General features: G+C 59.0%; 21 protein-coding genes and 1 pseudogene. 13 read left to right on the forward strand and 9 right to left on the reverse strand.

Annotated elements, in window-relative coordinates:
• Window positions 1-21: 21 nt before the first annotated feature.
• Together uraD and uraH are read left to right on the forward strand one after the other, a co-directional pair.
• On the forward strand, window positions 22-522 hold the full coding sequence (gene uraD, locus LCD46_07740) for a 2-oxo-4-hydroxy-4-carboxy-5-ureidoimidazoline decarboxylase (GenBank protein ID UOY72194.1): 501 nt from the start codon (window positions 22-24) through the stop codon (window positions 520-522).
• Window positions 519-842, forward strand: coding sequence for a hydroxyisourate hydrolase (gene uraH, locus LCD46_07745; GenBank protein ID UOY72195.1), 324 nt, complete (start codon window positions 519-521; stop codon window positions 840-842). Before uraD ends, uraH begins: the two co-directional genes overlap by 4 nt.
• Here uraH and guaD read toward each other — a convergent pair.
• Together guaD and LCD46_07755 are read right to left on the reverse strand one after the other, a co-directional pair.
• Window positions 822-2,138, reverse strand: coding sequence for a guanine deaminase (guaD, locus tag LCD46_07750; protein ID UOY72196.1), 1,317 nt, complete (start codon window positions 2,136-2,138; stop codon window positions 822-824). The genes uraH and guaD overlap by 21 nt on opposite strands.
• Before the next feature lie 102 nt (window positions 2,139-2,240).
• Entirely contained in the window at window positions 2,241-3,737 is a 1,497-nt protein-coding gene (locus tag LCD46_07755; GenBank protein ID UOY72197.1) for an NCS1 family nucleobase:cation symporter-1, read from the reverse strand.
• 144 nt (window positions 3,738-3,881) lie between these two features.
• On the opposite strand from LCD46_07755, the gene LCD46_07760 reads away from it, so the two are divergent.
• The 3 genes and pseudogenes from LCD46_07760 (at window position 3,882) to puuE (ending at window position 6,288) form a co-directional block, all read left to right on the forward strand.
• Complete coding sequence (locus tag LCD46_07760; protein ID UOY72198.1) at window positions 3,882-4,598, forward strand: GntR family transcriptional regulator; 717 nt, start codon at window positions 3,882-3,884, stop codon at window positions 4,596-4,598.
• Window positions 4,598-5,471: pseudogene (gene hpxA / locus LCD46_07765) on the forward strand (allantoin racemase). The gene LCD46_07760 and the pseudogene hpxA overlap by 1 nt, the downstream one beginning before the upstream one ends.
• Window positions 5,389-6,288: an allantoinase PuuE gene (gene puuE / locus LCD46_07770; protein UOY72913.1), complete on the forward strand. Its 900-nt coding sequence runs from the start codon at window positions 5,389-5,391 to the stop codon at window positions 6,286-6,288. The pseudogene hpxA and the gene puuE overlap by 83 nt, the downstream one beginning before the upstream one ends.
• Window positions 6,289-6,337: 49 nt before the next feature.
• Here the strand turns inward: puuE and hpxZ are convergent, their stop codons facing one another.
• Genes hpxZ through hpxW form a run of 4 tightly spaced genes read right to left on the reverse strand, consistent with a single transcriptional unit; the run spans window position 6,338 to window position 9,897 of the window.
• Complete coding sequence (gene hpxZ / locus LCD46_07775) at window positions 6,338-6,724, reverse strand: oxalurate catabolism protein HpxZ (GenBank protein UOY72199.1); 387 nt, start codon at window positions 6,722-6,724, stop codon at window positions 6,338-6,340.
• Window positions 6,721-8,118, reverse strand: a complete 1,398-nt coding sequence (locus LCD46_07780; GenBank protein UOY72200.1) for an AtzE family amidohydrolase — start codon at window positions 8,116-8,118, stop codon at window positions 6,721-6,723. The genes hpxZ and LCD46_07780 overlap by 4 nt, the downstream gene beginning before the upstream one ends.
• A complete protein-coding gene (gene hpxX / locus LCD46_07785; GenBank protein ID UOY72201.1) occupies window positions 8,115-8,303 on the reverse strand; it encodes an oxalurate catabolism protein HpxX in 189 nt (62 codons plus the stop codon). Before hpxX ends, LCD46_07780 begins: the two co-directional genes overlap by 4 nt.
• 10 nt (window positions 8,304-8,313) lie before the next feature.
• The gene (gene hpxW / locus LCD46_07790; GenBank protein ID UOY72202.1) at window positions 8,314-9,897 is read right to left on the reverse strand and encodes an oxamate amidohydrolase; all 1,584 of its coding nucleotides are present in this window, start codon (window positions 9,895-9,897) and stop codon (window positions 8,314-8,316) included.
• A gap of 142 nt (window positions 9,898-10,039) precedes the next feature.
• On the opposite strand from hpxW, the gene hpxU reads away from it, so the two are divergent.
• The 7 genes from hpxU to hpxK all read left to right on the forward strand — a co-directional run bounded on the left by hpxU (window position 10,040) and on the right by hpxK (window position 16,379).
• Window positions 10,040-10,879 carry a MurR/RpiR family transcriptional regulator HpxU gene (hpxU, locus tag LCD46_07795; protein UOY72203.1) on the forward strand — a complete coding sequence of 280 codons (840 nt, stop codon included), beginning with the start codon at window positions 10,040-10,042 and terminating at the stop codon, window positions 10,877-10,879.
• A gap of 191 nt (window positions 10,880-11,070) precedes the next feature.
• Entirely contained in the window at window positions 11,071-11,853 is a 783-nt protein-coding gene (locus tag LCD46_07800; GenBank protein UOY72204.1) for a transporter substrate-binding domain-containing protein, read from the forward strand.
• A 4-nt stretch (window positions 11,854-11,857) separates the two neighbouring features.
• Window positions 11,858-12,523, forward strand: a complete 666-nt coding sequence (locus LCD46_07805) for an amino acid ABC transporter permease (GenBank protein UOY72205.1) — start codon at window positions 11,858-11,860, stop codon at window positions 12,521-12,523.
• Complete coding sequence (locus tag LCD46_07810) at window positions 12,523-13,179, forward strand: amino acid ABC transporter permease (protein UOY72914.1); 657 nt, start codon at window positions 12,523-12,525, stop codon at window positions 13,177-13,179. Before LCD46_07805 ends, LCD46_07810 begins: the two co-directional genes overlap by 1 nt.
• The gene (locus tag LCD46_07815; protein ID UOY72206.1) at window positions 13,160-13,897 is read left to right on the forward strand and encodes an amino acid ABC transporter ATP-binding protein; all 738 of its coding nucleotides are present in this window, start codon (window positions 13,160-13,162) and stop codon (window positions 13,895-13,897) included. Before LCD46_07810 ends, LCD46_07815 begins: the two co-directional genes overlap by 20 nt.
• A 14-nt stretch (window positions 13,898-13,911) precedes the next feature.
• Window positions 13,912-15,153, forward strand: coding sequence for an alanine--glyoxylate aminotransferase family protein (locus LCD46_07820; GenBank protein ID UOY72207.1), 1,242 nt, complete (start codon window positions 13,912-13,914; stop codon window positions 15,151-15,153).
• On the forward strand, window positions 15,150-16,379 hold the full coding sequence (gene hpxK / locus LCD46_07825) for an allantoate amidohydrolase (protein UOY72208.1): 1,230 nt from the start codon (window positions 15,150-15,152) through the stop codon (window positions 16,377-16,379). Before LCD46_07820 ends, hpxK begins: the two co-directional genes overlap by 4 nt.
• Here the strand turns inward: hpxK and cybB are convergent.
• Window positions 16,372-16,923 carry a cytochrome b561 gene (cybB, locus tag LCD46_07830; GenBank protein ID UOY72209.1) on the reverse strand — a complete coding sequence of 184 codons (552 nt, stop codon included), beginning with the start codon at window positions 16,921-16,923 and terminating at the stop codon, window positions 16,372-16,374. The genes hpxK and cybB overlap by 8 nt on opposite strands.
• A 95-nt stretch (window positions 16,924-17,018) precedes the next feature.
• Window positions 17,019-18,020: a magnesium transporter gene (locus LCD46_07835; GenBank protein ID UOY72210.1), complete on the reverse strand. Its 1,002-nt coding sequence runs from the start codon at window positions 18,018-18,020 to the stop codon at window positions 17,019-17,021.
• 389 nt (window positions 18,021-18,409) lie between these two features.
• On the opposite strand from LCD46_07835, the gene LCD46_07840 reads away from it, so the two are divergent.
• A complete protein-coding gene (locus LCD46_07840; GenBank protein UOY72211.1) occupies window positions 18,410-18,913 on the forward strand; it encodes a DedA family protein in 504 nt (167 codons plus the stop codon).
• A 1-nt stretch (window position 18,914) separates the two neighbouring features.
• Here LCD46_07840 and LCD46_07845 read toward each other — a convergent pair whose 3' ends face one another.
• A complete protein-coding gene (locus LCD46_07845; protein ID UOY72212.1) occupies window positions 18,915-19,664 on the reverse strand; it encodes an SDR family oxidoreductase in 750 nt (249 codons plus the stop codon).
• Window positions 19,665-19,747 lie beyond the last annotated feature (83 nt).

Here is a 19,747-nt window from a genome sequence, read left to right on the forward strand (position 1 = left end):
GATTGTGATAAAGGAGCCACTATGATCGCACTGCACGACTTCAATCATCTTCCTGACAAAGATGCACTTGCGCTGCTACGCCCCTGCGTAGCCATTCCTGCCTGGGCCGAGGCGCTGGTTCGCGGTCGGCCTTACCCGAGCCGGGAGGCATTGTTCAACGCGGCCACGGCACAGGCGCAAACCTGGGATGATGCGGCGTTAGCGCAAGCCCTGAGCGCGCATCCGCGCATCGGGGAAAAACTAACCGGTTCGCAGGCCGAGGCAGCGCTGTCCCGTCAGGAGCAAGGGGCGGTGAATGACCGCGACGCAGCCCTTGCGCAGGCATTGCGCGAAGGTAATGCCCGTTATGAAGCCCGTTTCGGACGCGTATTTCTGATCCGCGCCAAAGGCCGCAGCGGAGAGGACATTTTACAGGCGCTGCACGCGCGGTTGGAGAACAGCGATGCGCAGGAAGTCCGTGTCGCGCTGGAACAACTGCGGGAAATCACGCTACTACGGCTGGAAGGAGTCATAAACGAATGAGCACCTTAAGTACGCATATTCTGGATATTTCGACGGGAAAACCGGCCCAGGGGGTGACGGTTTATCTGCAACAGGAAGGAAAAACGCTGGCTACGGACGTGACCAACGCGCAGGGGCGCATTACCACGTTCGTTCCCTTTCTGCCCGCAGGCCGTTATCGGCTGGTGGCGGAGATCGGTGAATGGTTTCGCGAAACTGGCCGCGACACCCTCTATCCCTGCGCGCAAATTGATTTTGTGACGGGAGGAACGGCAGAGGAGCACTTCCATCTGCCGTTTGTGATTGCGCCTGGTGGGTGGTCAACCTACCGGGGCAGTTGACCAGACCCGCTCGCCGTTGACCCAGGTCTCGCTGATATTGCGCTCGTCGCCCAGAGTCATCAGCACGAAAAGCTGCTCGTAGATATCTTTGCAGCGACGATTGCGCAGGCGTTGTAACGGCGTCACGTCAGGGTCGATCACGATGAAATCGGCTTCTTTACCCGGTGTGAAGTTGCCAATTTTGTCGTCCAGCCTGAGCGCGTGCGCGCCACCCAGCGTGGCGTGATAAAACGCTTCGCTGGCGCGCAGTCGGTAGCTCTGCAATTGACCGACTTTGTAGGCTTCCCCCAGGGTGCGCAGCATGCTGAAGGTGGTGCCTGCGCCGACGTCAGTGCCGATGCCCATCCGCACCTTGTGCTGCCAGCAGGCGGGCAGGCGAAACAGCCCGCTACCGAGAAACAGATTGGAGGTGGGGCAAAATGCGACAGCGGAGCCGGTATCATGCAGGCAGCGCCATTCGCTCTCATGCAGATGGATCCCGTGGGCAAACACGCTGCGCTCGCCGGTCAGGCCGTAGTGGTGATACACGTCCAGATAACGTTCGTGCTCTGGCCAGAGATCGCTCACCCAGGCTACTTCATTCGGGTTTTCGCTCAGATGGGTCTGCATCCACGTATCCGGAAACTCTTCTCTGAGTAAACTCACCGCCGCGAGCAGCTCGGGTGAAGACGTCGGTGCAAAACGCGGGGTAATGGCATACCCCAACCGTCCCCGGTGGTGCCAGCGCTGGATCAGCTCACGCGTCTGCCGGTAGCTCTGTTTCGCGTCTTCGCTGAGATAGTCCGGGGTGTTCCTGTCCATCATCACCTTGCCGGCGATAAGGCGCATGTTGAGGCGCAGGGCTTCGGTAAACAGCGCCTCGACCGATTCGGGATGCAGCGTACAAAACACCAGTGCGGTAGTGGTGCCATGGCTCACCAGCTGGTTAATGAAAAATTCGGCAATCTCTTTCGCATACACCTCATCGGAAAACTGGCTCTCCACCGGGAACGTATAGGTGGTCAGCCACTCCAGTAGCTGCTCGCCAAACGCACCGATCATCTCCGTTTGCGGATAATGGACGTGGGTATCGACAAAACCGGGCATCAGCAGTTTGCCGCGCAGGTCGGTGTAGCCTTTGTGAGGATCAAGATACTGCTCGCCATCCTGCCACGCCATCTGCGCCAGAATTTTACCGTTCTGTATGAACAGCAGTCCGTCCTCAAGATAGCGTGCGTGTTGGGCGATAGCGTCTGCACTGTCGCAGACCTGGGCAATATCAAAAAATGCACCGCGGATCGCTGTCTGGTATTCCATCATGGTTCCTGCCTTTATGTTTGCGTAGCGGAGTCATGAGAATGAGCAAAAAGGGTGCCAGCTTGAGGAAGGCCGCAGGAAACCTGCGGCCAGAAGGAAGGGTTACTCTTTTTGCGTCGCCACGCGGGAGTTAAATTGCGGGGCAGCAGCCACTTCGCGCTCTTCCCGCGCCAGCCAGCGGTAGGTCACGCCGCCGAGGAAGACGCCGATGAACCAGCTAAAGTTCGCCACTTCGTGCAGGGCCGGGATGAAGCTTATCACCAGCCCTATGCCAACGGACGGAAGCAGCGCAGCGATGGCTTTCGGGTTAAAGCCGTTGCGATACCAGTATTTGCCTTTTGGCGTGTCGTCGAACAGATCGTCCACAGAGACTTTCCCGCGCTTAATCAGGTAGAAATCCGCAATCAGAATACCGAACAGCGGGCCGATAAATGCCCCGAGCACGTCCAGGGTGTAGTGGATAAGCTCCGGAGAGTTGAACAGGTTCCACGGGGTGAGCAGGATCGAACCAACGGCGGCGATCATCCCTCCGGTGCGGAAGCTGATTTTCTGCGGCGAACAGTTAGAGAAATCAAACGCCGGGGAGACAAAGTTCGCCACGATGTTGATCCCGATGGTGGCGGTGATCATCGTCAGCAGACCAATTGCCACGGCCAGATCGTTGCCCACGCGGCTGACGGTTTCAATTGGGTCGGTGATCATGCGGCCAAACAGCGACTGGGTGCCGGAGACAATCACCACGGTAACGATGGAGAACAGCAGGAAGTTAAACGGCAGTCCCCAGCGGTTTCCACGGCGAATTTCACCCATGCTTTTGCCGTAACGCGAGAAATCACCAAAGTTGAGCAGCGGGCCGGAGAAGTAAGAGACCACCAGCGCGGTCGCCGTGATCATCTGCCAGGTCTGCTCACCCGCGCTCAGGGATTTGCTGGCAAGGGTAAAGGAGATCCCGTCCAATCCGGTCTTGTATACAATCCAGCCTGCCAGCGCCAGCATCACCACGTACACCGCCGGACCGGCGATATCAATAAAGCGCTTGATGGCGCTCATGCCGTGCCAGAAGACCATCGCCTGCAATACCCACATGATGGCAAAGCAGATCCAGCCCAGGTGCGACAACCCCAGGAACGCGTCGGCGGTGAGCGAAGAGAGCGATGGCCAGAACTTCAGCGCCACCAGCATCAGGGCGTTGGCGGCCAGATAGGTTTGAATGCCGTACCACGCGAAGGCGATAAGCCCGCGGATCACCGCCGGAATGTTCGCCCCGAAGACGCCAAATGCCTGACGGCTGATCACCGCATAGGGCACACCCGCCATCTGGCTCGGTTTGGCCACCAGGTTGGCGCACAGCTGCACAATGCAAATCCCCACCAGCAGGCAGAGCAACACCTGCCAGCTTGCCAGCCCGAGCGTAAAGAAGCTCGCGGCGACTACATAGCCCCCCATGCTGTGAACGTCCGACATCCAGAAAGAAAAGATGTTGTACCAGCTCCAGTTCTGGTCACGCGTCGGTGCCAGATCCTCATTGCAAAGCCGTGGGCTGTAAACCGCACCGGAATCAGCGGCCGTACCTTGCTGCGTATTTTGTCTGTTTGGCATGAAACCTGCTCCTGTGAATGAAAACCCGTTAAGTGGGAGTGCAACGGGTGTTGCAGGATCCAGGCCAAAATAATAAATCTTGTATGCAATATTTTATTTTTATGTATACGATTCGATATCGGAAAGTAAAAAGTGGAGTGGGTAATGAACAACGTAAACAGTCTGCACGCCGCGCCAGACCTGCAAGACAAAGACGAATCCATCTTTCAGGCGTTGATGACTGCGATTGTCGAACATCAGCTGCTGCCGGGGAGTAAGTTGCCGGAAGAAGCGCTGGCCGAGGTCTTCGGCGTGAGCCGCACGGGCATCCGCAAGGTGCTGCAACGACTCGCGGCTGTGCAAATGGTCACGTTAACGCCCAAACGTGGTGCACATGTCTCCAGCCCGACAGTAGAAGAGGCGCAACATATCTTTCGCACACGTGCTCTGCTGGAGGTCGCCAACCTGCCGGACGTGCTGGCCCACTGCCAGCCGCCACATCTGGCGGCACTGGAAGCCATTATTCGTCAGGAGCAGCAGGCGCACGAGGCGTACGACGGCCCGGCGGCAATCCGCCATTCCGCCAATTTTCACATTCAGCTGCAGGCCATCTCCGGCAACCAGGTGCTGACGGAGATGGTGACCAGCCTGAGCCAGCGCTCGTCGCTGGTGATTGCCACCTGGGGCGCGCCGTGGCGTCAGGGTTGCCGCTGTAACGATCACGAACAGCTTGTGGAGCTGCTGCGCCAGAAAGCGCTCCAGCCGCTAAGCGATGCCCTGATGCACCATTTTGAACATATCGTCGCCAGCCTCTGCTTCGAGCGGGCGGGCGAGTGCCTGCCTGATTTTGCCCGGCTGTTTGCCGGTCACAAGGAGTCGTAATGTCTGTCTGTATACAAGTGATCAACCCCAACACCAGCCTCGCGATGACGGAAACCATCGGCGCGGCGGCCCGGGCGGTGGCTTCGCCGGGTACGGAGATCCTCGCGGTCTGTCCGACTGCAGGCGTGCCGTCGATAGAAGGCCATTTTGATGAGGCCATTGCCGCCGTTGGTGTCCTTGAGCAGATCAAAAAAGGCAGAGAGCAGGGCGTATCGGGTCACGTGATTGCCTGCTTTGGCGATCCGGGCCTGCTGGCGGCGCGCGAGCTGGCGCAGGGGCCAGTTGTTGGCATTGCTGAAGCCGCCATGCATATGGCCACGCTGGTGGCGACACGCTTTTCGGTGGTCACCACGCTGCCGCGCACGCTGATCATCGCCCGTCACCTGCTGCATCAGTATGGCTTTCAGGATCACTGCGCGGCGCTGCACGCCATCGAGCTCCCGGTGCTGGCGCTGGAAGACGGCAGCGGTCTGGCGCAGGAAAAAGTGCGCGCGCGTTGTATACAGGCACTGAAAGAAGATGGCTGCGGGGCCATTGTGCTGGGCTGCGGAGGTATGGCGACGCTGGCGCAGGAGCTGACGCGCGAGCTGCGTGTGCCGGTCATCGACGGCGTCAGCGCGGCGGTGAAAATGGTGGAGTCGCTGGTGGCGCTGGGGTTATCGACCAGCAAGCATGGGGACCTGGCGTTCCCGGAGAAAAAAGCGTTAAGCGGACAGTTTCAGGCACTGAATCCATTTTGAAGATGAGGGGAGACGTAATGGCGCTTTTTGAACAAGATTACCCGCGGGATCTGCGTGGCTACGCAGGTACTCCGCCGCACGCGCAGTGGCCGAATCAGGCGCGCATCGCCGTGCAGTTTGTGCTCAATTATGAAGAAGGGGCGGAAAACCACGTTCTGCACGGGGATGCCGGTTCAGAGCAATTCCTGTCGGATATCATCGGTGCAGCCAGCTACCCCGATAAACATATGTCCATGGACTCCCTCTACGAATACGGCAGCCGCGCCGGGTTCTGGCGGATCCACAATGAATTTCAAAAGCGCGCTCTGCCGCTGACGGTCTTTGGCGTGGCGATGGCGCTGGCGCGTCACCCGGAGATCGTTGAGGCGATCAAAGCGGCGGATTACGACGTGGTCAGTCACGGCTGGCGCTGGATCCATTATCAGAATATGGACATCAGCCAGGAGCGCGAACATCTGCAGAAAGCGGTGCATGTGCTGACCGATCTGTTTGGCAAGCCACCGACCGGCTGGTACACCGGACGCGACAGCCCTAACACGCGTCAGCTGGTGGTGGAGCACGGTGGTTTTGACTACGACAGCGACTACTATGGCGATGATTTACCCTTCTGGACGGAAGTGGCGTGCGGCGACGGTACCCGTAAACCACACCTGATTGTGCCATACACGCTGGATGCGAACGACATGCGCTTTGCGACCGCGCAGGGGTTTAACACCGCCGAGCAGTTTTATACGTATCTGAAGGACAGCTTTGATGTGCTGTATGAAGAGGGGGAAAGCGCGCCGAAGATGATGTCCATCGGAATGCACTGCCGCCTGCTTGGGCGTCCGGGGCGTTTTCGCGCGTTGCAGCGCTTTCTTGATTATGTGCAGCAGCATGAGCGGGTGTGGGTCTGTACCCGTCAGCAGATTGCCGACCACTGGCGGGAAGTGCATCCGTTTCAGAAGTAATGTGTCGTGTTTAGCCGGGTGGCGGTTACGCCTTACCCGGCCAGCTATTTTACGCCATCACACTCACCTGTGCCGCCACGATCCGCCACCCACAGGCAAACCGCACCCACGTCTGCTGCTGGCGTCCAGTGCGTTCTGTGCCCTCGCGGGTAAACTCGGTGCTGCACACGGCGTAATCCTCACCAAAGGTGGTGATCACCGTGTGACGCAACGTCCGCTGCAACCCGGCGGACGGACGTGCCGCACGAAAGGCGCGGATTTCCTCAATGCCGTACAGGTTTTCTCCGGCGCCCAGCCGCACGGTGTTTTTATCGTGCCAGAACAGCTCATCCAGCACCGCAATGTTGTTGCTCACCAGCGCGTCTTCATAGCGGTAAAACGCGGCTGTCACCTCTGTAACCACCCACGGGAGGTTAATGTCATCGTGATTCATCATGCTGCACTCTCCGCCGGACGGGCATCGGTTATTCCTCTCTCTTCCAGAACCCGCGCCACGCGCAGGCAGGCCTGCTCGTTAAACGGTGCGGCGATCAGCTGCAGGCCAATCGGCGCACCTACGGCGGTGCGTAGCGGAACGGTGGTGACGGGCAAACCCAGAAACGAAATCGGCTGCGTCAGCATCCCCATGCTGGCGCGAACGGGTAGCTGCTGACCGTTGATTTCCATGAATTGCTCGCCAATCAGCGTGGCGCTGCGTGGCGTTGCCGGGGCGATAAGGATATCAGCCTGGGCGAATAGGGTTTTGAACGCCTGCCGGGCGTGCGCGCGAAAACGCTGGGCCTGGATGTACCAGGCGGAGGGGATCATCGCCCCGGCCAGCAGCCGCTCACGAGAGTGTGGTTCGAATCGTTCAGGCTCGCCGCGAAGCGCGGGCAGGTACTGATTTCCTCCTTCGGAGGCGCTGATGATAAACGCTGCGGAACGTGCCAGTTCGGCATCCGGGAAATGCAGTTCATCCTGCACGTCGAGCGCTTTTGCCACCCGCGCTACGGCGTCGCGGGCGTCCGCGTCGCACCAGGTGGTGAAATAGCCGCCAAGCACGGCGCAGCGCAGACCATCAAGCCCGCGATCGAGCAAGGGACGCGTCTGTTCGCGCGAGCTTTCTGCCTGAAAACCGTCGCTGGTATCCCGCCCTTGCAGCGCGTCGTATACCGACGCCAGATCGCTCACGCGGCGGGCAAACGGGCCGATATGGTCCAGACTTGCCACAAAAGGATGGCTACCGGAGCGCGATAAGCGGCCAAAAGTGGGCTTCAGGCCATATATCCCGCACAGGGAAGCCGGAACGCGAATGGAGCCGTTGGTGTCGGTTCCGAGCGAAAAGTGCACCAGCCCGGCGGCAACGGCGGCGGCAGATCCGCCGGACGATCCCCCCGCAATGCGCGCCAGATCGTGCGGGTTATGCGTCGCGCCGTAGTGGCTATTTTCAGTGGTAAAGCCGTAGGCGTAGGCATCCATATTAACCATCCCGGTCAGCAACCCGCCGGCACTGCGCAACTGACGCACCGCAAAGCTGTCTGCGGCAGCGGCAGGGCGCTGGCTGAACAGTTCCGCCCCTGCAAGCGTGGTGTGTCCGGCAACGTCAAACAGGTTTTTCACCGCGTAGGGCACGCCTGCCAGCGGCGGTAGCGGGCGTTTTTCCCGGCGCAGGGTGTCGATATTTTCGGCCTCGGCCAGCATGCGTTCTTCCGTTACGGCGGTCCAGGCGTTGATCTGCGGGTTAACGCGGGCAATCGCCTCCAGCGTCTGGCGGGCAATCTCGCTCGCGCTCAGCTCGCCCGCGCTCAGGGCCTGCTGGATCGCGCTGATACTCATTTCGTGTAGCGTCATGCTTTATACACTCCTGCAATCTCCAGACGGTCGTCGAGCGGCAGCGCCATAAGCGGGGCGGCCATGGCGGCAATGCGGCTGAACTGTAATTGCAGCTCGGCGCGACGGGGGGCGTCCAGCGTCACGCCGAGCACGGTTTCCATTTGCGCCAGATACGCGTGCCAGTCGGGTTGTTGTGTTGTCATTGTTTTCTCCTCAGAATCCGGCAGCCGCGCCGTTGCTGCGCGGGTCAAATGCCCCTTCGAACAGGCCGTTCGGGTGGCGGACAATCGCGCCCGCGTGGCCCATGGCTTCACTGAAGTCAGGGAATATTTCCACCTCATGACCCAGCGTCCGGAGCTGAGAAACCGTCTCAGCGGTAAAGCGACCTTCCAGTTTTAACGTGTCCGAGGTTTGTCCCCAGGTGCGTCCCAACAGCCAGCGCGGGCGGGAGATGCTCTCCTGCAGCGGAACGCCCTGAACGACGTAGCGGGTAAAGAGCGTGGCCTGGGTTTGTGGTTGCCCGTCTCCGCCCATCGAACCGTAGACCATCACGCGCCCGTCGTTCAGCCGTGCCGCCGCCGGGTTGAGGGTATGGAAGGGCTGTTTGCCAGGGGAAAGCGACAGAAGATGATCGGGGTCGAGGCTGAAAGAGGCGCCCCGGTTCTGCCAGACGATGCCGGTATCGGGTAGCACCACGCCGCTGCCAAACTCGTGATAAATACTCTGGATAAACGACACGGCAAGCCCGCTGTTATCCATCACGCCCATCCACACCGTATCGCCGGGGCCTTTTCCGGTGCCCCACGGTGCGGCGCGGCTGTCGTCAATTTGTCCGGCAAGCGTCTGAAGGGCAGCGGGTTCCAGCAGGCTCTGGATATCGGTTTTCAGCTCGCGCGGGTCGGTGATGTGGGCATCGCGCAGGCCAAAGGCCAGCTTGGTGGCTTCAACGATGCGGTGAATGGTTTCGGCGTCGTCGGCCTTCGCCATATTCAGGCGATCGGTGATGCCGAGTATCGCCAGCGAGACCAGCCCCTGCGTCGGCGGGGCGTGGTTAAAGATCTCCCCCTGATGATGCTGCAAGCGCAGCGGCGTGGTGCGCCGGGCGGCATGCGCGTGTAAATCGGCCAGCGTAACGGGCAGACCCAGTTTCGCCATTCCCCGCGCCAGGCACTCTGCCAGCGGGCCGCGGTAAAAGCTGTCCAGACCGTCCTCTACCAGGCGTTTGAGCGTTGAGGCCATGGCGGGCTGGTAAAAACGGCTCCCGACCTGCGGCGGTTTGCCGTCCACCAGCCAGGTTTCCGCGAATCCTGGGATCTCTTTCAGTTCCTCGTATTTACTGGCCGTGGCGCTGGCCTGAGAGGCAGTGACCGGCGTGCCATTCTGCGCGTAATCAATGGCGTCGGCCAGCAGGCGAGCCAGCGGCAGCGCCTTGCCGGTCATCTCGCGCGAGACCTTAAGCGCCTCGTCCCAGCCGCTGACCGTTCCGGCGACGGTCAGCGCCGCCTGAGGTCCGCGATGGGGAATATGCGCCAGCCCGTCGTAGGCGGCGAGCGTTGCCAGCGAACCCGCCGCACCGCTGGCGTCAATGGCGATCGGATCGCCTTCCGGCGGCACGATAAGCCAGAAGCCATCGCCACCCAGCCCGTTCATGTGCGGGTAAACCACGGCAACGGTGGCTGCCGCTGCGACCATCGCTTCTATCGCGCTGCCGCCTTCGCGCAGTACAGCCAGCGCGCTCTGGCTGGCAAGATGGTGGGGCGCAACGGCCATGCCGTGCGTGGAGACATTACTTTGCATGAAGCGTCCTCGTAACTCTGAAAGTCACAAGGTGCTGCAAAAGCTGTTCCAGTTATGAAAGAAAAGTTTCAGTAAACTGGCACGTATAATGAAAGGTAGAATCAAAGGTAAAAAGTGATGAAACAAAAGTTACAGAGGCGCTATGGAACAACTGGATGAACGTCTGAAAGCACAATACCCGTCACTGTCGCCGCAGGAGCAGCGGGTGGCGGATTTTATTTTCGATCACTTTGACGACCTGATTAGCTACAACAGCGCTGAGCTGGCGCAGCTCAGCGGGGTGTCGAAAGCCACCGTGAGCCGCCTGTTTAAGCGTCTGGGCTATGAGAAATATAAGGACATGCGCGACGAACTGCGCACGCTGCGCCAGAGCGGGATGCCGCTTACCGATAACCGTGACGCGGTGCAGGGTAATACGCTGCTGGCACGTCACTATAAACAGGAGATGGCGAACCTGACCCAGTGGGTCAATGCCCTCGACGCGCAGCAGTTTGCCGAGGCGATGGCCTGCATGGTGAAAGCGCGGCGCATTATCATTATTGGTATGCGTAACGCCTATCCGGCAGCCTTGCATCTCCGCCAGCAGCTGCTGCAGGCGCGCGGACAGGTGCTGGTGCTGCCGCAGCCCGGGCAGAGCCTGAGCGAGGAGCTGGTAGATTTAACCGCTGACGACCTGGTTATCATGATGGCTTTTCGCCGTCGCCCGCGTATTGTCCGCCCGCTGATGCAGCAGCTTCAGCAAAGCGGAATTCCGGTGCTGCTGATGTGCGAGCCGCAGGCGCACAGCCTGTTTCCGCTGGCAAGCTGGCAGCTTTGCGCCCCGCTGGACAGCGTTTCGGCCTATGACAGCTATTCCTCGGTCAACAGCCTGATCAACCTGCTGGCGAATGCCTTCCTGCATGAGATTCTCGATAAAGGCCGTCCGCGCATTCACGAGATTGCCTCCCTCTACCAGCAACTGGACGAACTCGAACAACGATAATGGGGCATCAGGCTGGTGCTTTGCATCTAAATGGTGCATCTGGCGGGTCGGGAAAACACGCGTTTTTTCGACCCGCCTGCGTTTTATCAGGCTTTACAAGAATATTTCCCGCTTCGCTTTATCTGGCACATTAGTTGCAAAATCACATTCAAAGAATCTTTTGTTTCATGCTAACGTTACGGGGAAGCACCATGAAAAAACTGTTGATTGCACTGACCGGGGCCGTATGTCTCTTCACACAACTGCCCGCAAAGGCGGACCAGCTTCAGGATATTGAGAAACGCGGCACCATCCGCATCGCCGTTCCGCAGGATTTCCCACCGTTTGGCTCGGTGGGGACCGATCTGCAGCCGCAGGGGTATGACATCGACATGGCGCGTTATCTGGCTAAACAGATGAAGCTCAAGCTACAGCTGGTGCCCGTGACCAGCGCCAACCGCGTGCCGTACCTGCAAACCGATAAGGTGGATCTGGTCATTTCAAGCCTCGGTAAAAACCCGGAGCGCGAGAAGGTGATCGATTTTAGCCGCGCCTACGCACCGTTCTTCCTCGGCGTGTTTGGCCCGAAAGGGGCAGAGCTGAAAGATGCCGCCGCGCTGAGCGGAAAAACCATCGGCGTGACGCGCGGGGCGGTGGAGGACATGGTGCTGACCAGCCTGGCACCGAAAGACGCTGACGTGAAACGCTATGAAGACAACAACACCACGCTGTCTGCCTACCTTTCCGGGCAGGTGCAGTATGTGGCCACCGGCAACCTGGTGGTGGCGGCCATTTCCCGCCAGAACGCGGCTAAAGCCCCGGTACCGAGCTTTATGCTGAAGGACTCACCGTGCTTTATTGGGCTGAAAAAGAATGAACCGGCGCTGAAAGCAAAAGTGGATGCGTTGATTGAGCAAGGCATCAAAGACGGCACGCTGAACGGCCTGTCTGAGCAATGGCTGAAAGCTCCGCTGCCGGCAAACCTTGGCGTCTAGGCCGATGACAGAGCAACTTCATTTCTCCGAACTCTGGCCACACTGGCCGGAGTTGCTGGCGGGGTTGTGGGTCACCATTCAACTGACCGTTATGGCAACTTTCGGCGGCCTGGCAATCGGTATTTTTGGGGCGGCCATTCGCAGCGGGCGGGCGACGTGGTTCAGCCGGATCTGGGGCGGTTACGTGGAGATTATTCGTAACACGCCGTTTGTGGTACAGCTGTTTTTTATCGTTTTCGGCCTGCCTAATCTGGGGCTGAAAATGACCGCCGGGGAAGCGGCACTGCTGGCGATGGTGGTGAATCTGGGGGCGTACAGCACCGAGATTATCCGGGCAGGCATTCAGGTCACGCCGAAAGGGCAGTGGGAGGCCGGACGCGTGCTGGGGCTCACCCGCCTGCAGACCTTTATTCGCGTGGTGTTGCCGCCTTCGCTGCAGCGCATTTACCCGGCGCTGGTGAGCCAGTGCATTATCGTAATGCTCGGCTCGTCGGTGGTGTCGCAGGTCTCGTATGAAGAGCTGACCTTCGCCGCCAACCTCATCCAGTCCCGAACGTTTTTGAGCTTTGAGGTTTACCTGGTGACAACCGGCATTTACTTAGCGCTGTCGATTACCCTGCGCCAGCTGATGATGGCGGCAGGACGGAAATGGCTGGGGGTGCAGGCATGATGACCACCTTTACCGACTGGGACATTATTCGCAACCTGCTGCTGGCCGGGCGCTGGACGGTGCTGCTGTCGCTGGTGGCGTTTGTCGGCGGGGCGGTGGTGACGCTGCCGCTCCTGCTGCTGCGCCTCACGGGTGGACGCACGGTCAGGCGCATCATCCGCGGCTATATCGAGCTGTTTCAGGGCACGCCGCTGCTAATGCAGCTATTCCTGGCCTTCTTTGGCGTGGCGCTGTTCGGCATCGACGTTTCGCCGTGGACCGCCGCCTCGCTGGCGCTGACGTTTTACACCAGCGCGTTTTTGCTCGATATCTGGTTTGGCAGTATTCGTGCCCTGCCAAAAGGACAGTGGGAAGCGTCGCGCTGTCTCGGGCTGACGTTTGGCCAGACGTTGTTTCGCGTGGTCGCCCCGCAGGCGCTACGTATCGGCATCGCCCCAACGGTCGGTTTTGCCGTGCAGGTGATCAAAGGTACTGCGCTGGCGTCGATTATCGGCTTTATCGAGCTGACCAAGGCCGGGACGATGCTGACTAACGTCACGTACCAGCCGTTTAAGGTCTTTGCGCTGGTGGCGCTGGGCTACTTTATTCTGTGTTATCCGCTGTCCCGCTACAGCCGCTATCTGGAGACGAAATTCAATGCCTCTCATCACCATTAATCAGGTGCAGAAGTACTACGGCGAAAACCACGTGCTCAAGGGGGTCGATCTGGATATCGACATGGGCCAGGTCATTTCGATTATCGGACGCAGCGGGTCGGGGAAAAGCACGTTGCTGCGCTGCATCAACGGTCTGGAAGGGTATCAGGACGGCAGCATTAAACTCGGCGGCATGACCATTACCGACCGGGATTCCCAGGCGCGTGAAATCAGCCGCTCGGTCGGTATGGTGTTCCAGAGCTTCAACCTGTTCCCGCACATGACGGCGCTGGAAAACGTGATGCTCGCTCCGCGTCGGGTGCTGAAGAAAAGCGCCGCCGAATGTCGGGAGCTGGCGCAGCGCATGCTGGAGAAAGTCGGGTTGGGTGACCGTCTGGATTACTACCCGTCGAGCCTCTCCGGGGGCCAGCAGCAGCGCGTGGCGATTGCCCGCGCCCTGGCGATGTCGCCTAAAGTTTTACTCTGTGACGAGATCACCTCCGCGCTTGACCCGGAGCTGGTGGGCGAAGTGCTCAAGGTGCTGGAGCAGCTGGCGGCCGAGGGGATGACGCTGATACTTGTTACCCATGAAATGAATTTTGCCCGCGAAGTGGGCGACCGCGTGGTGTTTATGCACCAGGGGAAAGTCTGGGAGCAGGGCGACAGCAAAACGCTGTTCGCCAACCCGCAGACCACAGAACTGAAGCAATTTATCTCCTCCGTACGCGGTCTCAACTAATGAAGGACATCAAAATGGACATCGCACACTTTCCGCAAATCAACCCGCCGCAGCGCCTGCTGATGGGTCCAGGCCCGATCAACGCCGACCCGCGCGTGCTGCGCGCCATGTCGAGCCAGCTGATCGGCCAGTACGATCCGGCCATGACCCACTACATGAACGAGGTGATGGCGCTCTATCGCGGTGTATTCCGCACCGAAAACCGCTGGACGATGCTGGTGGACGGCACATCCCGCGCGGGGATAGAAGCGATTCTGGTGTCAGCCATTCGTCCAGGGGACAAAGTGCTGGTACCGGTCTTTGGCCGCTTCGGTCATCTGCTGTGCGAAATTGCCCGCCGCTGCCGCGCGGAGGTGCACACCATCGAAGTCCCCTGGGGCGAGGTGTTCACCCCAGACCAGGTTGAAGATGCCATCAAACGCATTCGCCCGCGCCTGCTGCTGACCGTGCAGGGCGATACATCCACCACCATGCTGCAGCCGCTCGCGGAGCTGGGTGCCATCTGCCGCCGTTACGACGTGCTGTTTTATACCGATGCCACCGCATCGCTCGGCGGTAACGCGCTGGAGACTGACGCCTGGGGGCTGGACGCGGTCTCGGCAGGGATGCAGAAGTGCCTCGGCGGTCCGTCGGGCACATCGCCGATCACCCTTAGCGCGCGAATGGAGGAGGCGATCCGCCGCCGCAAGTGCGTTGAGGAGGGCATTCGTACCGACGCCCACCGCGACGGCGACGAGGAGATGATCTACTCCAACTACTTCGATCTCGGTATGGTGATGGACTACTGGGGGCCAGAGCGTCTCAACCACCACACCGAAGCGACCACCGCGCTGTTTGGCGCCCGCGAATGTGCGCGTCTGATCCTGCAGGAAGGGCTGGATAACGGCATCGCTCGCCACAAGCTGCACGGCGATGCGCTGCTGAAAGGCATTCAGGCGATGGGGCTGGAAACCTTCGGCGACCTGCAGCACAAGATGAACAACGTGCTGGGGGTGGTGATCCCTCAGGGCGTGAATGGCGATCGGGTGCGCAAGCTGATGCTGGAGGATTTCGGGATTGAAATCGGCACGTCGTTTGGCCCGCTGCACGGCAAAGTGTGGCGCATTGGCACTATGGGCTACAACGCGCGTAAAGACTGCGTGATGACCACCCTGAGTGCGCTGGAGTCGGTACTCAATTACCTGAAATTTACCACTACGCAGGGCGCGGCGATGCAGGCCGCGTGGGACCACTATCGCAGTGAGACCCCAGAATGAGCCCGGCGGCAGAACGGGTGATGGCGCGCGCCGACGCGCTGGCCGCCATCAGCGAAAGCCCGGATGCGCTGACACGGGTGTATCTCTCCGCGCAGCATTTACAGGCCAACCAGCTGGTTGGGCTGTGGATGAGCCAGGCGGGGATGACCGTCTGGCAGGACAGCGTGGGTAATATTTGCGGACGTTACGAAGGCGAGCGAGAGGGCGCCCGGGCGGTGTTGCTGGGTTCGCACCTGGACACCGTGCGCAATGCCGGGCGCTACGACGGCATGCTTGGGGTGCTCACCGCCATCGAAGTGGTGGACAGTCTGCATCAGCAGGGGATTCGCCTGGCGCAGGCTATCGAGATTGTTGGCTTTGGCGACGAAGAAGGCACCCGCTTTGGCATCACGCTATTAGGTAGCCGTGGTCTGACGGGAACCTGGCCGCAGGGCTGGCTGGAGACGTGCGATGCCGGTGGCATCAGCGTGGCGCAGGCGATGGTGCAGGCAGGACTCGATCCTTCACGCGTGGCAATGGCGGCGCGACATCAGGACGATTTCAGCGCATGTCTCGAGTTGCATATCGAACAGGGGCCGTGTCTGGAGCAGGAAGGTCTGGCGCTGGGGGTGGTGGAAGCCATTAACGGCGCACGCCGCCTCAATTGTCGCTTCATCGGTGAAGCCGGCCATGCCGGGACCGTACCCATGAATCATCGCAAAGACGCACTGGCGGCGGCCGCTGAATGGATGATGCAGGTTGAAAACGCCACTCTGCAACACGGCGGTAATCTGGTCGCGACGGTCGGTGAGCTGCGCTGTTTTCCCGGTGCGGTGAACGTGATCCCCGGCGAGGTTGCGCTTTCGCTGGATATTCGTGGCCCGCAGGATGCGCCGCTTGATGCGCTGCTCGGTGAACTGCTGTTGCAGGCGCAGTCGATAGCGGCCCGACGCGGGATGCATTTTGCTGCCGAAGAGTTTTACCGCATCGCCGCCACGCCGTGCGATACGCGTTTGCAGCGTCTGCTGGGGGAGGCCGTTGAGTCGGTACAAGGGCGCTCGTTATCCCTGCCCAGCGGTGCCGGGCATGACACCATCGCCCTGGCGGAGCGCTGGCCGGTCGGGATGCTGTTCGTGCGTTGCAAGGGGGGGATCAGCCACCATCCGGCGGAGTCGGTGATGGCTGAAGATGTCGCGCTGGCGATTGAGGCGTTTGGGCTCGCGGTCACATCGCTGGCGTCTATTTAGTGTTTTTCCGGGTTCGTAATGCGGGCAGCATCCTTTCCAGGGTGTTGTCATGCATGACGTAATGGTGAAACAGCGCAGCGGCAGCGTGCAGACCAATCAGGTAATAACCGGCATTGGCGACGATCTCATGGACCTCTTTCAGCCCGTGTTGCAGGTTCACGTCTGGTGTGGCCGCGACGGGCAGTGCGATCCCGAAAAACGACCACTCAATCTGACCGAAGTAAAGAGAGGCCATGCCCAGCAGAGGAAGTGAAATGAACATCAGGTAGATCAATCCGTGAAGGGATTTTGAGGCAATCTCCTGCCAGCGTGGCGGGGCAGGAACAATATCCGGATCGCTGTTTCGCAGCTTCAGCACCACTCTGAGGATCATCAGCAGCAGAACGCTTAGCCCTGCCGTGTAGTGGATCAGCCCCATAGTGGTTCGCGCGGGTGTTCCCTTCGGTGCGAACCCTTTCAGGTTCATGGTGGCATAGGCGACGATAATCACCAGTAGGACCAGCCAGTGAATGATTATCTGGCTTCGTGCGTAGCTGTTTTTCATTTTTAACTCACCTTACAGGGTTATAAGGTGAGTTATAGAAGAAATAACTTAAGCAGACATTAACGGTCTTAGCCTGGACGACAAGGCGCGTTAAATTACTCCAGCCCCAGCGTATATTGCGCGATCTTGAAGTAGATAATCAGCCCGGTACCGTCGATCAGCGTGGCGATAAACGGCGCGGAGACGACGGCCGGATCAATGCCACAGCGCTTAAGCACCATCGGAATGACGGACGAGACAATCGCACTCCACAGCGTAATGCAGACCAGGGTCAGACTGACGATGAGCGTGATTTCCATCCCAATGCCCATCATCCAGGCACGAATACACCCGGCCAGGCCGAGCGTGGCGGCTATCATCAGCGAGGTGCTCATCTCTTTACGCAGCACGCGGCCAACATCACGCAGATGCACTTCCCCCAGCGCCATGGCGCGCACCAGCGTGGAGGTGATCTGCGTTCCGCTGTTACCACCGGTACCAATCAGCAGCGGGATAAAGAACGCCAGTGCGATGGCGGATTCCAGCGCCTCTTCAAAATGCTGGATCACCGAGCTGGTATAAGCTTCTGCGACAAACAACAGCAGCAGCCAGACGGAGCGTTTCTTCCACAGACTGAAGGCGCTGGTTTCCAGATAGGGTTTCTCCAGCGGCAGCGTCGCCCCCTGAAGCTGAGCATCTTCGGTGACGTCATCTTCCAGCAGATGCGCAATTTCGCGTTCGGTGAGGCAGCCAACCAGCTTTCCATGGGTGACCACGGGCACGACATCCGCACCACCGTGTGCCAGCAGGCCTGCGACATCGGCGCGTTCATCCTCCGGTTTGACCTGCAGAAACTGCGAGATCATCAGCGCTCTCACCGGTTGTACCGTATCGGTGGTCTGCAGTAATTTGCGCACCGCAATCATGCCCGCCAGGCGACCATTATCTTCGATAAAAATATGCGACGGAATATCATCATCTTTTAATTTCTCAAAGAATTGCTCGCGTGCCAGCGCCACGCATAATGAAATATCGAGGACAATAAAATCGGTATTCATATATTGCGCGATGGCGCTGTCATTGAATGCCAGGTTTTGGTTGTGAATAGCGTAAGACATAGTGAATTCCCTTTGAATAATAAAATCTCTCAGGGGCGAGCAAGACAGGGCATGTCGAAGAGGAGATCCCCACGTCCTGGTTTCAGCACTGTACACCGTATCCCGCGAGGGAAGTTATACTGACAAAGCCTTGATTCGACAGTGCCTGTTTTACCCTGTGCCGGTTCTCTCGAACCCACCAGAGCGATAACGTGTATTTGTACAGGAGCCTCGCCATAACGAGATCGTTGTAAAACGAAAGAAATAATACGCTTATTTTATTTTACCGCTCAGGATTTTAAATAATGTTTAAGAATGGTTTAGGAGAATCTTATTAATGGAATGTTGAAGGTTTATTTAAGGTTGTTCATTTTAAATGGAGAGTGAAAAGAAAAATGGAGGAGGGGAAAATGACATGGCTCGACAATCTGCTGAATCATTTTGCGCTTTATCCGGCACACCTTTTTGCGGTGTTGTTTATCATGGCACTGAGTAAATCGACGGTGCTGATCTCTTCCGTGCTGCCGCCTGCCTCGGTGATGCTATTGGCGGGCATTACCGTCAGCCAGGCTAGCATGCATCCTGCGCTGGCATGGCTGGCCGTGGTGATGGGCGCAACGGTGGGTTCGGTGCTGAATTACCATATCGGTCAGTTGATGGGGAACACGCGGTGGGTGGCACGCTTCACCGCAAAACATGCCGGCAAATTTTTACGGGTGCAACATCAGCTACAGAAAAACGGCGTGCTGGTGCTGTTCACTGCGCGTTTTCTGGCGGTGCTGCGCTATATCGTGCCGCTGGCAGCGGGTATGCTCAGGCTTAACGTGGCGAAGGTATACGTCGTCAGTCTGTTCTCTGCGGCCGTATGGGCGGCGCTGTACGTCGGCATTGTTACCGGCATCAGCGCCTTTTGAACTACAGGTTTCCTGTTCCGCCGTCGACCAGCAGTTCCGTACCTAGCGTGTAGCTCGATTCGTCGGAGGCCAGATAGAGTGCGGCTTTCGCCAGCTCTTTCGGCGTCCCCATTCTTCCCAGCGGGACCAGGTTTGCAATATCCCCCTGTAAGGCTTTCTGCGCTTCGGCGCTTAACCCCAGCTTGTTGAGCGCCGGGGTTTCTACCGGACCCGGGCTTAAACCGTTGACGCGAATGCCGCGCGACAGCAGCTCTGCTGATAGCGTTCGGGCCAGCGACAGTAAGCCCGCCTTGCTTGCCGCATAAACGCTGCTGGTAGGCAGACCGATACGCGCGCTCACGGACCCACAAAGGATCACCGAGGAAGGATTATTGAGCAGCGGTAGCAGGGCCTGAATCAAAAAAAACGGCCCTTTCAGGTTGATGCGCATCAGACGATCCCAGGCATCTTCCTGCCACTCTTCCAGCAGACCGTGCGTCACGTCTCCGGCGTTGATAAAGACGGCATCCAGCCGCGGCCAACGCGAGGCGAGCGTCTCCGTTAGCGCTTTTTGTGCGGCGATATCTCCCGCATCAGAGGGGATCACCCAGGCTTTGTCGCCCAGAATGCGTTGCGCTTCCGCAAGGGTTTCCGGATGACGTCCGGTGACGGCCACGTGCGCCCCTTCGGCGATAAACTCCTGCGCGGTGGCAAGGCCTATGCCGCTGGTCCCGCCGGTAATCAGCGTATATTTACCTGCTAAACGACCCATGTTCTTCTCCTGAAATGACTCTGGAGAAAGCACTATAGAAACGTTAGTATCGAAAGGAAACCAGGTACCGTTTGGATACTAAT

It is taken from the genome of Enterobacter ludwigii (genome assembly GCA_023023105.1).
GTDB classification, from domain to species: domain Bacteria; phylum Pseudomonadota; class Gammaproteobacteria; order Enterobacterales; family Enterobacteriaceae; genus Enterobacter; species Enterobacter adelaidei.